Genomic DNA, 14133 nt, shown 5'->3' with positions numbered 1-14133 from the left:
CTGTTCGCGGGTATCTCGAAAACAGAGAGGACATGCTTCCATGTCGGCTGGCGGTGGCAAGAAGGCGATCATCGCGGCGTTGTCCGCGAACGCGGGGATCGCGGCGGCGAAGTTCGTCGGTGCGGCGATCACGGGCTCGGGATCGATGCTCGCCGAGGCCGTGCACTCCGTGGCCGACACGGGCAACCAGGCACTGCTGCTGCTCGGCCAGCAGCGCGCCGCGAAGGAAGCCGACGAGCTGCACCCCTTCGGCTACGCGCGCAACCGCTACTTCTATTCGTTCATCGTGGCGCTGGTGCTGTTCACCCTCGGGTCCGGCTACGCCATCTACGAGGGCATCCACAAGATCCAGCATCCGGAGGAGCTGAGTTCGCCGATCGTGGCGGTGATCATCCTGGTGATCGCGATCGCGTTGGAGTCATACAGCTTCACCACCGCGGTGCGCGAGTCCGCACCACTCAAGGGCGACGCGAGCTGGTGGCGGTTCATCCGCAATTCACGCAGCCCCGAGCTGCCGGTGGTGCTGCTGGAGGACACCGGCGCGCTGATCGGCCTGGTTTTCGCGTTCGCGGGCGTCGGCCTGACCATGCTCACCGACGACCCGGTCTGGGACGGCGTCGGCACGCTGGCCATCGGCGGGCTGCTCGGCGTCATCGCGGTCGTGTTGATCGTGGAGATGCAGAGCCTGCTGATCGGCGAGGGCGCCACGCCGCAGGAGAACCGGCTGATCCGCGCGAACCTGGTCGACCGGACCCGCATCGACCGGGTGATCCACCTCAAGACGCAGTACCTCGGCCCGGAGGAACTGCTCGTGGCCGCGAAGGTCGGCGTCGTTCCCGGACTCGACATCGCGGCGATCGCCGGTGCCATCGATGAGGCCGAGTCCCGCGTCCGCGCGGCGGTACCCGCGGCGCGCGTCATCTACCTCGAACCCGATCTCTACCGCACCGAGCCCGCCACGAGTTAGCGACTCGGCGACCGGGGCAGTCCTCAGCGATGCTGGAAAGCCGGGGTGCGTAAGAGGTCGAGCGGATCGGTGCGGATGTCGAAGCGGTCGCGCAGGGCGTGGCGCGCGGCGTGCAGCCCGCACATACCGTGTACCCCGGGGCCCGGGGGCGTCGCGGACGAGCAGAGATAGACACCGGGAATCGGTGTGGCGTATGGGTTCCAGCGCGGAGCCGGGCGGAAGGCGAACTGGCGCAGGGTCATCGCGCCCGCCGAGATGTCGCCGCCGATGTAGTTGGCGTTGTGCGAGGGCATTTCGGTGGCGGTGATCACGTTCTTGGCGACGATCAGATCGCGGAAACCCGGCGCGAACCGCTCGACCTGGCCGATCACTTCCTCGCTGACATCGCGGGTGGAGCCGTTGGGCACGTGTGCGTAGGTGTAGAACGTGTGGCCGCCCTCGGGCGCGCGAGTGGGATCGACCACGCCCGGCTGGATGGACAGCACGTAGGGCCGGTCGGCGTGTCGTCCCATGGCCACGGCGTGCTCGGCGGCCATGGCCTCGGCGCGGGTGCCGATCACGTGCACCGTCCCGGCCAGCGCGCAGCCCTCGGCTCGCCACGGCACCGGCCCGGAAAGGGCGAAGTCGATTTTGCACGCCGCGCCGCCGTACCGGAAACGACGCAGGCGCTTCGCGTACCGCGCGGGCAACCGATGCCCGGCGATACGCAGCAGTTCGGCCGGGGCGAGATCGAGCAGAACGGCGCGGGCGCCGGCGAACTCGTCGATCGAGTCGACCCGGTGGCCGGTGTGCACCCGTCCGCCGAGACGTTCGAGTTCGGCGATGAGGGCGTCGGGAATCGCCTGACTGCCGCCGCGCGGAATCACCCAGCCTTCGACGTGGGCCAGCGTGCCGAGCAACAGCGCCGCGCCCGCGGCGGTGACGGCGCGCGGGGGAATGATCGCGTGGGTGGCGATGCCGGTCAACAGGGCGGGCGCGACCTGGTCGCGAAACCTGATGTCCCACAGCGGCGAGCCCTGCTCCAGGGTGCGCAGGCCGAAACGGATCGAGGTCGCGAGGCCGGATGGGATGCGGCGCAGATCCGACATCGCGATGTCGACCACGTCCGGCCAGTGCCGCACCAGCGGAGCGAACAGTTTGCGCCACGCCGGGCCGTCGGCACCGAGGTCGTCGACGGTCCGATCCAGATCTCGCCAGGCCAGTCCGGCCACACCGCCGTCGAGCGGATGCGCGTAGGAGACCTCCGGTGCGAGCAACTCGACACCGTGCGCGGTCAGGTCGAACGCGCGGAACAGCGGCGCGGCCGCCGCCATCGGATGCGCGCCCGCACACAGATCGTGCCGGTAGCCGGGCAAAGTGAGTTCCGCCGTACGGGACCCACCTCCGGCCGTCGCCTCGGCCTCGTACACCTCCACGGCGAGCCCCGCCCGAGCCAGGATCACCGCGGCGGCGAGGCCGTTCGGTCCGGAGCCGACCACCACCACATCAGCCATACCCCCACGCTACCGGCGACGGGCATGCCGACACGGACGTCAGGCCCGCGCCGCGCCCACGGCGGCGAGCCGTTCCGCCACCAGCCAGACCAGGCGTCGATCGCGCAGTTCCGGCCGCAGCCGTCCACCCCCGCCCAGCGTGGCCAGGCCGTGCAGTGAGCTCCAGGCGACCTCCGTGCGGGCGCCGAGGTCGGGCGCATCGACGAAGGGCCGGAACATGGCTTCCAGCTCGCCGAAGGCCGCCCGCAGCGGCAGCTGCGCCTCTAAGCCGAAGGTGAGGGCTGTGTTCATCAGGAACATCGCGTCGTAGAGCGACGGATTCGCCACCGCGAAGTCCAAGTAGGCCCGCGCGACCCGCAGCGGCGAGTCCGCGGCGGCATGACGGGCCGGTGCGATGATTTTCCGGCAGCTGCCCCGTCTGCACCATCGAACGCACGACGAGCAAGGAGATCGACCATGGCGACCAAGCCGCACGGCCCCGCGTCCTACTTCCCCTCCATCGAGGCCAAGTACGGCCGCACCATCGAAGAGTGGAAGGCCGCCATGCGCGAGACCGGTTTGGCCGCACACAAGGAACTCGTCGAGTGGCTGAAGACCGAGCACGGTTTCGGGCACGGCCACGCCAACGCCCTCACCCAGCACCATCTGCACCCGGAGAAGTGGGAGGCCTGATCCCGGACGCCACGAAGGGCCCGCAGATCCTGCGGACCCTTCGTCGTGCGCGCGCTATGCCTGGACCAGATCCTTGGCCTCGGATTCCTGCGCCTGCGCGGGCGTCCCGTGGTCGTCGTCGACCATGGTCCGCTCGTCGAACGGCAACTTGCGATCGAGCACTTCGCGCACCCGATCCACGTCGACGGTCTTGGTCCAGGTGCCGATCAGCACCGTGGCGACCGCGTTGCCGGAGAAGTTGGTCAGCGCCCGCGCCTCGGACATGAAGCGGTCGATGCCGACGATCAAGCCGACACCGTCGAGCAACTCGGGCCGATGACTCTGCAATCCGCCCGCCAGCGTGGCCAGTCCCGCGCCGGTGACGCCCGCCGCGCCCTTGGACGCGATGATCATGAAGACCAGCAGCCCGAGTTGCTCGCCGATGGACAGCGGCTTGCCCATCGCCTCGGCGATGAACAGCGATGCCATGGTCAGGTAGATGGCGGTGCCGTCCAGGTTGAACGAATAGCCGGTGGGCACAACGACGCCCACGGTAGTGCGCTCGACGCCCATGTGGTCCATCTTCGCGATCAGCCGTGGCAGCGCCGATTCCGACGACGAGGTCGCGACGATCAGCAGGTACTCCCGCGCGAGGTAGCGGACCAGCTTGAAGATCGACACCCGCGACACGCTCCACAGCAGCAGACCGAGCACGCCGAAGACGAAGACCACGCAGGTGAGGTAGAACGCGAGCATCAGCGTGCCCAGCTTCGCCACGGCGTCCAAGCCGGTCTTGCCGACCACGTTGGCGATCGCGCCGAACGCGCCGATCGGCGCCAGCCACAGGATCATCACCAGGATGCGGAACACGAGTTTCTGCAGCAGCGCCACGCCGCGCAGGATCGGCTCGCCCGTCGTGCCCATGGCCTGCACCGCGAATCCGACCAGCAGCGCGACGAACAGCGCCTGCAGCACGTTGCCGGTGGTGAGCGAGGACAGCAGCGTGGACGGCACGATGTTCTGGACGAATTCCCAGGTACCACCCGCGCTGTGCGCGGTATCGGCGAGGTTGTGACCGGCTTTGGCCGAAGTGGCGATGTTCAGTCCCGCGCCGGGTTGCAGCAGGTTGCCGACGACCAGACCGATGCCGAGCGCGATGGTCGACATGACCAGGAAGTAGCCGATGGCCAGTCCGCCGACCTTGCCGACGGTGGCCGCCGCGCGCACCGAGCCGATCCCGAGGACGATGGTGCAGAAGATGACGGGAGCGATCATCATCTTGATGAGATTGACGAAAATGGTTCCCAGCGGGGCGAACGACTGCGCGGCGCCCGGCGCCAGCCAGCCGACGAGGACGCCCGCGACCACCGCCACGATGACGGACAGATAGAGCCAATGGGTGCGGTCGCGCCGCGTTCGAGTCGTGTCGCTCATAGCGAGGATTTCCCTTCGAAAGGTACCGACGCGAAGTGGCTCACGCCTTCCAGGCAGAATGATGGTCGGCCGGGTGATCCCGGTCACTGTTTGGTGCATTACGTTCAGCGGAGGCAGAGCTTGTGAGACGCGGTCGGCTCTCCCTCGCCGGGCAGGCGTTCGTCTTCCAGTTGGTCGTGTTGGCGGTGATGATCGGGATCGGCGTGGTGCTCGCGGTCCTGGACGCCAGGCACGACAGCGACGTCACCACCACCAGGGAGGTCACCGACGTCGCGGTGAGCGTGGCCGATGCGCCCTCGACCATCGACGCGCTGCACAGCGCGGATCCGACGGCGTTGTTGCAGCCGGTGACGGAGGAGATCCGGCGCGAGACCGGCATGGATTTCATCGTGGTCATGGCGCTGGATCGGACCCGCTACACGCACACCAACCCCGCGATGATCGGACTGCCGTTCAGCGGCACCATCGATCGCGCGCTGGCGGGCGAGACGTTCACCGAGACCTTCACCGGCACGCTCGGCCCCTCCATCCGGGCGGTGACTCCGGTCCACGACCACGGGCGGATCGTCGCTCTGGTCTCCGCGGGCGTGACCCGCGCGAAGATCGGCGACCAGGTCGCCACTCAGTTCCCGCTGATCCTCGGCGTCGCCGCGGCCGGGCTGGCGCTGGCCGCGGGCGGATCGTTCCTGCTGAGCCGCAGGCTGCGCAGGCAGACCCACGGCCTGGCGCCGGACGAGTTGCGCGCGATGTACGAGCACCACGACGCCGTCCTGCATTCGGTGCACGAGGGCCTGGTGGTGTTCGGCGCGTCCGGCGAGGATGCCGAGGTGGTCAACGACGAGGCGCGCCGCCTGCTCGACCTGCCCGCGGGTGACGTGCGGCGCAGCGACCTCCCGCTGTCGCTGCAACGGATGAGCTGGGGCACCGTCCGCGACGAGATGCACGTGACCACCGACCGGATCCTGCTGGTCAACCAGGACACCGTGGAGTGGGAAGGCCGGGCGATCGGCACGGTGATGACCATCCGCGACCACACCGAGTTGCAGGCGGTGATGGGCGAACTCGATTCCGTGCGCAGCTTCGCGGCGTCGTTGCAGGCGCAGGCGCACGAGTCGGCCAACCGGTTGCACACTGTGGTCACCATGGTCGAACTGGGCCGCCACCGCGAGGCCGTCGAGTTCGCCACGGCTGAACTGGAGCTGTCCCAGTCGCTGATCGATCGGTTGTTCGCCGCGGTGGGCGCGCCTGCCCTGGCCGCTCTGCTGCTCGGCAAGGTGAACCAGGCCGCCGAGCGCGGCATCGAGCTGACGATCACCGACGACACCGCGCTCGACTCGGTGGACCCGCTGTCCCCGCACGAAACCGTCACGCTGGTGGGCAATCTCGTCGACAACGCGATCGATGCGGCGGCGGACAGCACCTCCGGCTGGGTGGAGGTCACGCTGCGCCACCAATGGGCGGACGCCCCGGACGAGTCCACGCTCTACATCCGGGTCGCCGACAGCGGCCCCGGCATGTCGGCGGAGACGTTCGCCCGCGCGTCCCAGCGCGGTTATTCGACCAAAGCCGACCACCACGGGCTCGGTCTCGCGCTGGTCCACCGGCTGGTGGCCCGTCACGGGGGAAGCATCCATACCGAACGGGATCCCGAAAGCGCGGTCACCGTGACGATCCCACGAAAGGAGGCACGATGATCCGCGTGCTGATCGTCGAGGACGAGCCGCTGATCGCCGAGGCACACCGCGCCTACGTGGAGCGCATCGCCGGATTCACACCCGTCGGCATCGCCCACACCGGACGCGAGGCGATGCGCGCGGCGGCCGACGCCGCGGCCGAGGGCACGCCGATCGATTTGGTGTTGATGGACATCGGTCTTCCGGACGCCAGCGGCCTCGACGTCGCCGCCGCACTGACCGGCCTGGCGCCGCGCCCGGACGTCATCGCCATCACGTCCGCGCGGGACCTGGCCATGGTGCGCACCGCGGTGTCGCACGGCGTCGTGCTGTATCTGCTGAAGCCGTTCACCTTCGCCGCATTTCGCGACAAACTGGACCGCTATCGCGAGTTCCGCACCGCGCTCCCTGCCGGGGAGAGCGCCATCTCCCAGCACGACATCGACCGGGCGTTGAGCGCCCTGCGCACCACCGACCAGCGCGCGACGACTCCCAAGGGCGTCGCGCCGCAGACCCTCGACGAGATCTCCCGCACCGTGCGCGCGGCCGAGGCCGAGGGTGTGACGGCCGCGGACACCGCGACCTCGATCGGCGTCTCGCGCATCACCGCATGGCGTTATCTGGAGAAGCTGGCCGACGACGGGTTGGTCGTCCGCCGCTCCGACTACGGCCGGGCCGGGCGCCCGAAGACCCGCTACGTCTGGAAGACCACGGGCTGATCAGACCGGCTCCGGGGCCTGCGCGCGCTGGCCGAGGTGCACCGGCATGCGCTCGTACCCGTGCAGGGTGAACAGCGCGCGCCGCCGCAGCGGACCGTCCAGCCGCAGGTCGGGGAACCGCTCGAACAGGGCTTGCAGGGCGTAGACGCCTTCCATCCTGGCCAAACTCGCGCCCAGGCAGACGTGCACGCCGCTGCTGAACGACAGGTGGTCCTTGGCGTTGTCGCGCCCGACGTCGAAACGCCCGGGATCGGCGAAGACCGCGGGATCGCGGTTGGCGCCCGCCAGCGACAGCACCACTGTGTTGCCCTCGCGCACCCGGACGCCGTCGATCTCGACATCGGTCAGCGCGGTCCGCGCGGTGGTCTGCACCGGGGAGTCGAAACGCAGGATCTCCTCGACGGCGTTCGGCCACAGCTCCGGCTCCTCGCGCAGCCGCTCCAGCTGATCCGGATGGGCCAGCAACTGCGCGACACCGTTGCCGATCAGGTTGACCGTCGTCTCGAAACCGGCGCCCATGAGCAGGCTCGCGGTGGCCTTGAGCGCGTAGGAGTCCAGTTCGCCCGCGGCGACCAGGCTGCTGAGGATGTCCTCGCCCGGCGCGCGACGCAACCGTTCGATGTGCTGGTCGAGGTAGTCGTTCATCACCTCCATGGCACGCATCGCTTTCCGGTGCGCGTGCCAGGGGATGCCGACGTCCAGCAGAGGCGTCATCTGATCGCCCCAGTCCAGGAACAGCGCCTTGTCCTCGTCCGGGAAACCGAGCATCTCCGAGATGATCGCGATCGGCACCTGGGCGGCGAACGAGCGGATCAGGTCCGCCGAACCGTGCGCGGGCAGATCGTCCAGCAGTTCCTCGGTGACCGTCTCGACGCGGTCGCGCAGCCTGCGGATCGCGCGCGGGGTGAAGGCCGAGGCCACCGGTTTGCGCATGGCTGTGTGCTCCGGCGGATCGATGACCAGCATCGACGGCGGCTCCACCGGATTCGGCGGCAAGGGGAAGCGTTCGGCGAGCTTCTGCAGCGGCTTGGGAATGTTGAAGCTCTCCGTGGTGCGCACCCCGAAGCGGCTGTCGCGCAGGATGGAGCGGCACAGCTCGTGGTCGAAGGTCGCCCACGCGATCGAGGTGCGCATCAGCCTCGTCTCGCCGCGCAGACGTTCGATCAGCGGATAGGGGTCGTCGAAACCGGCCGGTCCGCCCATCAGTTCGGCGAACGGGTCACCGCGACGCGCCTGCAGGCGCAGAACGAGACGAGGCGCGCCCTGCACGGACAACCAGCGGAACCAATAATGTGGCTTCATAAGTCCAACCCCGTCGTCGTCGCCGATGAGTCCACCGTACGGAACCCGGCCCGCTTGTGGAACGTCCTCAGGTCGGATTCGGCGCTTATACCGTGGTAGGAGCCGCTCAGCCGCGCTGCGCGGTCACCCGCTCCGAGGCGACGCGCCGCTCGCGCAGCGCCGGATCCGGGTTGACCACCTGCACCAGCGAAGCGCCCGCGGCCAGCACCGCGAGATATCCGTCGATCAGTTCGGCCGGGGTGTCCCACGGCGTGCTCGACAGCACTCGGTCGCCTTCGGCGAAGCCCTGGCGCATCGCCGATTTCCGCGCCTCGGCGAGCACCTCGGCGACCGGCATGCCGTCGAGCGCGACGCCGGCGCCGCGGGGTAGGAACTGGTCGCCGTGCACGCGCACCGAGGTGGCGAAGTCGGTGACGCCCACCGGCAGGTCGCGCACCGGCGAGCCCATGGCGTCCAGCGACAGGGCCGCGACCTCGCCCGCTCCGTCGGCGTCGTCCAGGCGGTCCGGAGTGACCAGGGCCAGATCAGCGTCCCGGTCCGGACGCAACACCACCTCGGTGCCCGCCCACCAGCAGCCCAGCAGCACCGCGGCGGTCTGCCAGTGCGCCGGGAGCAGGACGGCGACCCGCGCGCCCGGGCTCAGGCCGAACTCGTCGCGAATCAGGTTGGCGGTCTTGGCCGCCCAATTCGCCAGCGTCGCGCCGGACAGCTCGATGCGGGCGCCGGTGGCGTCGTCGTAGTAGGTGACGCGCGGGCCCGCGGGTTCGCGGGCGAGGATGGGATCGAGCACCGCTTCGGTGAGAGTGTGTGCCTGGTCGATGTCACGCATGGTTCAGTTCACGCATTTCGGTCCGTTCTGGCCTGCGTCGATCGGTGGAGCGGGCGGGACTGGTGTGGCCGCGGTCGACGTTCCGGACAGGTCGAACATCCGGCTCGCCGACGAGCCCGGACCAGAATAGTCGCTCGCCAGCACGACACTCACCGAATCCGGGGACAGAGCCGGATCGGCGAGCACCGTCAGCCCGCCGAGCGCCTTGGCGACCGCCTGCGCCTTCGGACTGGAGGTGTCCGCCGCGAGCACGCGGCTGCCGGTGACGTGGCCGCCGCTGTAGTTGGACACCGTGCCTTGACGGAAGCCCTTGGCGCTCAAGGCCTGCGCGACCTCGGCCGCGAGTCCGCCGATGCCGCCCGCGTTGTAGACGCTGACCGTCACGGTCGCCGGATCCAACCCCGGCTCGGCGTTGCGCGGGGCCGGGTCGCCGCCGACCAGCGAGGCGACGTAGGACTTGACCGCCTTGGGCTCGACCTTGACCACGGATTCACCGTTGCCGGTCTCGCCGTTGAGGTCGGCGACCGGAATGGTCTCGAATTTCACCTGCCCGCCGGACAGATCCTTCAACCGCTGCAGGAACGCCAGCACGTCCCAGTCCTCGTCGAGCACGATCGTCCGGCCCACCGCGTCGCTGAGTTGCTGGAGCTTGGCCGGGTTGCCGAGCATCTTCGCGCTGAGCAATTGCTGCACCAGCTGTGCCATGAACACCTGCTGGCGCACGATGCGGTCGATGTCGCCGCGCGGCAGATCGTGGCGTTGGCGCACGAAACTCAACGCTCGCGGCCCGTCCAGGCGCTGGCGTCCGGCGGGGAACTTGGCGCCGGACATCCACTCGTCGACCGGGTTCCGCAGACATACCTCGACGCCGCCGACGGCATCGGTGAGCAGCGCGAAGCCGAGCAGGCTCACCTCGGCGTAGTGATCGACGGTGATACCGGTGAGCCCGGCCACCGTCTTGATCAGCGCCTGCCTGCCCGCCTGGGTGGACTGCCGCTCCGCGTCGGCGTTCGAGACGCCCTGGTCGAGGAGCTTCTGGAACTGTGCCGCCTTGGTCGCGCCGTAGGCGGAATTGATCTTGCCCATGCCGAGGCCGGGAATGCTGACGTAGGAATCGCGCGGGATCGAGATCGCGGTGGCCGAGCGTCCGTCGTTCGGCACGCGCAGCAGCACGATGGTGTCGGTGTTGGTGCCGACCTCGTCGCCCGCGTGCAGCATCGCGCGCTCGGCGTCCGACAGCGGGTTGCCGTGCGCGTCGGTACGACTGTCCACACCGACCAGCAGGATGTCCACCGCGCCGTCGCGACCGCCGCCGAGGCCCAGATCGCCGAGACGCTCGATGTCGGCCACCAGCCCGTCGACGCTGTGCCAGGCGAAACCGGTGAGCACCAGCACGATCACGGCGGCGGCCACGGCGAGCGAGCGCAGCGGCCCGAAGGCCCGGTCGCCGGGCCCGGTCGCCCGCGACGCCGCCGATGTGCCCCTCCGCTGCGACAAGTCCGCATCCTCTCGCCGAAACTCGGTGTCCTGGCGACGCGTGCGCAACCGATCCGCCACCATGGTTACCGCTCGCCCCGCCCGGTTTCGGGATCCCCCGATAGCACAAGGCTATCGAACGGCGGGCGCGAACGGCCGCAACCGAGGACGTGGCGGCGTGCCAGACTTGCGCCCGTGACCGACCCCACCGCGCCCGACTCCACCGCGTCCGCTCGGCTCGTCGTCATGGGCGCGCACGGGCAGGTGGGCCGGGAACTGCGTCGTCTCGCTCCGGCCGCCAGCGGCTACGGGCGCGCCGAACTCGACATCACCGACCCCGCCGCCGTGCGCGCGGTGCTCACGCCCGGCGACGTGGTGCTGAACTGCGCCGCCTATACCGCCGTCGACCTGGCCGAAACCGAAACCGAGGCGGCGTACGCGGGCAACGCCACCGGACCGGCCGTGCTCGCCGACGTCTGCGCCGACCTCGGTGCCCGGCTGATCCATCTGTCCACCGATTACGTCTTCCCAGGTACCCAGGATCGGCCGTACGACACAGCCGATGTGACCGGACCGACGTCGGTCTACGGGGCGTCCAAGCTCGCCGGGGAACAGGCGGTGCTGAGCCGCTGCCCGGACGCGCACGTGGTGCGCACCGCGTGGGTATACACCGGGCGCGGCGGCGATTTCGTCGCCACGATGCTGCGGCTGGAGCGCGAACGCGACACGGTCGACGTCGTCGACGACGAGGTCGGCTCGCCCACCTACGCCGCCGACCTGGCCGTCGCGCTGCTGGAATTGGCGGGCAGGCCGGACGCGCCGCGGGTGCTGCACGCCACCAACGCCGGGCGGGCCAGCCGATTCGAGCTCGCCCGAGCGGTGTTCGCCGGTGTCGGCGCCGATCCGGGGCGCGTCCGTCCGTGCGACTCCTCCGCCTTCCCCAGACCCGCACGCCGCCCGGCGTTTTCGGTGCTCTCGCCGCGGGCCTGGAACGACGCCGGGCTCACGCCGCTGCGGGATTGGCGGACCGCGTTGGGAGACGCGCTGGCGCGGCAGGCCGATTGAGGCGTACCTCCGCCTTCATTCCGGTCATGCGGGCTGATGGACGACAGCTGGCTCCGTCCGCCAGGCGTACCTTGCCTTCGCGGCATGCCGAGCCATCGACGGAGGGGTCGAGCTGCGCGCGTTGGGCCTACCTCCGCTGTCACTCCGACCACGCGCAGGCTGTCGACCGATGACGTCCGGCTGCGCCCGTCGGGCGTACTCTCGCACCCCGGTCATGCGCAGATCGTCTCCCGCAGCGCCCGTCAGGGGTCTGCGCTTTCATTCCGGCCACGCGCAGGGTATTCCCGAGGATGTCCCGCTGCGCCAGCCGGGCGGGCCTCCGCTCGACACACGATGCGCGCTCGCCTGTCCGGCATCCTCCACCTCGGCAGCGGACGAGCGCGAGCCATCGACGGACGGCTTGCGGTTGCGCCCGTTAAGGTTGGCTGTCGTGAGTGATTCCGAATCCGCCGCGCCCGCGGGCCTGGCCGTCGTCACGGTGACCTACTCGCCGGGTGAGCACCTAGAGCACTTCATCAGCACTCTAGCCGGGGCCACCGCCGAGAAACCTCAGGTGATCCTCGCCGACAACGGGTCGGTCGACGGTGTGCCGGAGCTGGTCGCCGAGGCCAATTCGCACGTGCGGCTGCTGCGCACCGGCGGCAACATCGGTTACGGCGGCGCGATCAACCGGGCGGTCGCGGAGATCGATCCGGCGATCGAATTCGTCGTGATCGCCAACCCGGATATCCGCTGGGGCACCGATTCCATCGACAAACTGCTCGCCGCCGCCAAGCGCTGGCCGCGCGCGGGCGCGCTCGGTCCGCTGGTGCTGGAGCCGGACGGCAGCGTGTACCCGTCGGCCCGCCGGGTGCCCGGCCTGCTCGACGGCGCCGGACACGCGATCCTGGGCACGGTGTGGAAGTCCAACCCGTGGACCCGCAGGTACCGGCAGGAGAACGAGGAGATCTCCGAGCGAGCCGTCGGCTGGCTGTCGGGGTCGTGCCTCCTGGTGCGGCGCGCGGCGTTCGACTCGATCGACGGTTTCGACTCGCGCTACTTCATGTACATGGAGGACGTCGACTTCGGCGACCGGATGGGCAAGGCGGGTTGGCACAACGTTTTCGTGCCGGACGCCGAGGTAACCCATGCCAAAGGTCACGCAGCGGGCCGCCATCCCGAAGTGATGCTGCCCGCCCACCATGCCAGCGCCTACCGGTTCCAGGCCGACCGGCATCCGCACTGGTGGCAGGCTCCGCTGCGGTTGGCGCTGCGGGCCGGACTTGCGGTCCGCTCGCGGATTGCGGTTCGATCTGCCCTGCGCCAGCAGGCGCGCGACGCCGGGTAACCGGCGACGGCGGCGAGAAACGACCTTGTGAACAGGGGAGCTTGATGGCAGGAAATACAGGCACCGACGCGGTGATCCTGGTCGGCGGGCAGGGCACGCGGCTGCGGCCGCTGACCCTTTCGGCGCCCAAGCCGATGCTGCCGACGGCCGGGCTCCCGTTCCTGACCCATCTGCTCGCCCGTATCGCCGAGGCCGGGATCACGCACGTGGTGCTGGGCACGTCGTTCAAGGCCGAAGTGTTCGAGGAACACTTCGGCGACGGCTCCGAGCTGGGCTTGGAGATCGAGTACGTCACCGAGACCGAGCCGCTCGGCACCGGCGGCGCGATCCGCAACGTGCTGCCCAAGCTGCGCGCGGACAACGTGATGGTGTTCAACGGCGACGTGCTCGGCGGAACCGACCTCGGCGCGGTGCTCGACACCCATGAGTCGACCCGCGCCGACGTGACGCTGCACCTGGTCCGGGTCAGCGACCCGCGCGCGTTCGGTTGCGTGCCCACCGACGAGGACGGCCGGGTCACCGCGTTCCTGGAGAAGACCCAGGATCCGCCGACCGATCAGATCAACGCCGGGTGCTACGTCTTCCGCCGGGAGTACATCGAGAAGATCCCGGCGGGGCGTCCGGTGTCGGTGGAGCGCGAGGTGTTCCCTGCGCTGTTGACCGAGGGCGCCCGCGTCCAGGGGTACGTCGACGCTTCCTACTGGCGCGACATGGGCACGCCCGAGGACTTCGTGCGTGGCTCCGCCGATCTGGTGCGCGGCATCGCGCCCTCCCCTGCCCTGCCGGGGCAGCGCGGTGAATCGCTGGTGCATCCCGGCGCGGGTGTCGCTCCGGGTGCGGTGCTCATCGGCGGCACGGTCGTCGGCCGCGGCGCCGAGATCGGCGCGGGCGCGCGCCTGGACGGCGCGGTCGTCTTCGACGGCGCGGTGATCGAGGCGGGCGCGACGGTGGAGCGCACCATCATCGGCTTCGGGGCGCGCATCGGCCCCCGCGCGCTGGTCCGCGACGGCGTCATCGGAGACGGCGCGAACATCGGCGCCCGCTGCGAACTGCTGCGCGGCGCTCGCGTCTGGCCCGGCGTGGAGATTCCCGACGGCGGCATCCGCTTCTCCACCGACGTCTGAGGCGCTCACGCTCGCCGGGTGCCCGATCGACCAGGCATCCGGCGGCGGCGCGATCGGGCTGATGTTGCCGCCA

At 69.9% G+C, this 14133-nt stretch carries 13 protein-coding genes; 7 read left to right on the top strand and 6 right to left on the bottom strand.

Annotation, left to right across the window (positions count from 1 at the left end; genetic code table 11):
* Window positions 1-40: 40 nt before the first annotated feature.
* Entirely contained in the window at window positions 41-967 is a 927-nt protein-coding gene (locus ACL03I_RS21585) for a cation diffusion facilitator family transporter (RefSeq protein ID WP_364432508.1), read from the top strand.
* 23 nt (window positions 968-990) lie between these two features.
* Here ACL03I_RS21585 and ACL03I_RS21580 read toward each other — a convergent pair whose 3' ends face one another.
* Both ACL03I_RS21580 and ACL03I_RS21575 read right to left on the bottom strand, forming a co-directional pair.
* Window positions 991-2460: a phytoene desaturase family protein gene (locus ACL03I_RS21580; protein WP_364432511.1), complete on the bottom strand. Its 1470-nt coding sequence runs from the start codon at window positions 2458-2460 to the stop codon at window positions 991-993.
* 39 nt (window positions 2461-2499) lie between these two features.
* Window positions 2500-2934: a TetR-like C-terminal domain-containing protein gene (locus ACL03I_RS21575; protein WP_412806834.1), complete on the bottom strand. Its 435-nt coding sequence runs from the start codon at window positions 2932-2934 to the stop codon at window positions 2500-2502.
* Between ACL03I_RS21575 and ACL03I_RS21570 the strand changes: the two genes are divergently transcribed.
* Window positions 2917-3132, top strand: a complete 216-nt coding sequence (locus ACL03I_RS21570; protein ID WP_355077166.1) for a DUF4287 domain-containing protein — start codon at window positions 2917-2919, stop codon at window positions 3130-3132. The genes ACL03I_RS21575 and ACL03I_RS21570 overlap by 18 nt on opposite strands.
* 54 nt (window positions 3133-3186) lie before the next feature.
* Here ACL03I_RS21570 and ACL03I_RS21565 read toward each other — a convergent pair whose 3' ends face one another.
* The gene (locus ACL03I_RS21565) at window positions 3187-4545 is read right to left on the bottom strand and encodes a cation:dicarboxylate symporter family transporter (protein WP_355077168.1); all 1359 of its coding nucleotides are present in this window, start codon (window positions 4543-4545) and stop codon (window positions 3187-3189) included.
* Window positions 4546-4667: 122 nt separating this feature from the next.
* On the opposite strand from ACL03I_RS21565, the gene ACL03I_RS21560 reads away from it, so the two are divergent.
* Both ACL03I_RS21560 and ACL03I_RS21555 read left to right on the top strand, forming a co-directional pair.
* The gene (locus ACL03I_RS21560; protein WP_356967325.1) at window positions 4668-6239 is read left to right on the top strand and encodes a sensor histidine kinase; all 1572 of its coding nucleotides are present in this window, start codon (window positions 4668-4670) and stop codon (window positions 6237-6239) included.
* Window positions 6236-6937, top strand: a complete 702-nt coding sequence (locus ACL03I_RS21555; RefSeq protein WP_355077172.1) for a response regulator — start codon at window positions 6236-6238, stop codon at window positions 6935-6937. The genes ACL03I_RS21560 and ACL03I_RS21555 overlap by 4 nt, the downstream gene beginning before the upstream one ends.
* On the opposite strand, the gene ACL03I_RS21550 is transcribed toward ACL03I_RS21555, so the two are convergent.
* The 3 genes from ACL03I_RS21550 to ACL03I_RS21540 all read right to left on the bottom strand — a co-directional run bounded on the left by ACL03I_RS21550 (window position 6938) and on the right by ACL03I_RS21540 (window position 10628).
* A complete protein-coding gene (locus ACL03I_RS21550; protein WP_355077173.1) occupies window positions 6938-8239 on the bottom strand; it encodes a cytochrome P450 in 1302 nt (433 codons plus the stop codon).
* 106 nt (window positions 8240-8345) lie between these two features.
* Window positions 8346-9068 carry a TIGR03089 family protein gene (locus ACL03I_RS21545; RefSeq protein ID WP_355077175.1) on the bottom strand — a complete coding sequence of 241 codons (723 nt, stop codon included), beginning with the start codon at window positions 9066-9068 and terminating at the stop codon, window positions 8346-8348.
* 3 nt (window positions 9069-9071) lie between these two features.
* A complete protein-coding gene (locus ACL03I_RS21540) occupies window positions 9072-10628 on the bottom strand; it encodes an LCP family protein (RefSeq protein WP_412806833.1) in 1557 nt (518 codons plus the stop codon).
* A 162-nt stretch (window positions 10629-10790) separates the two neighbouring features.
* On the opposite strand from ACL03I_RS21540, the gene rfbD reads away from it, so the two are divergent.
* From rfbD to manB, 3 genes are all read left to right on the top strand, one after another.
* Window positions 10791-11609 (top strand): dTDP-4-dehydrorhamnose reductase, encoded by an 819-nt coding sequence (gene rfbD / locus ACL03I_RS21535; protein ID WP_355077381.1) that lies wholly within the window; start codon window positions 10791-10793, stop codon window positions 11607-11609.
* Window positions 11610-12039: 430 nt separating this feature from the next.
* Window positions 12040-12936: a glycosyltransferase family 2 protein gene (locus ACL03I_RS21530; RefSeq protein ID WP_355077177.1), complete on the top strand. Its 897-nt coding sequence runs from the start codon at window positions 12040-12042 to the stop codon at window positions 12934-12936.
* Window positions 12937-12980: 44 nt separating this feature from the next.
* A complete protein-coding gene (gene manB, locus ACL03I_RS21525) occupies window positions 12981-14060 on the top strand; it encodes a mannose-1-phosphate guanylyltransferase (protein ID WP_356967317.1) in 1080 nt (359 codons plus the stop codon).
* Window positions 14061-14133 lie beyond the last annotated feature (73 nt).

The sequence above is a fragment of the Nocardia sichangensis genome (genome assembly GCF_047200615.1).
Lineage (GTDB): Bacteria > Actinomycetota > Actinomycetes > Mycobacteriales > Mycobacteriaceae > Nocardia > Nocardia sichangensis.
The sequence above is the reverse complement of the archived record's forward strand: the minus strand, read 5'-3'. Positions and strand labels throughout refer to the sequence as shown.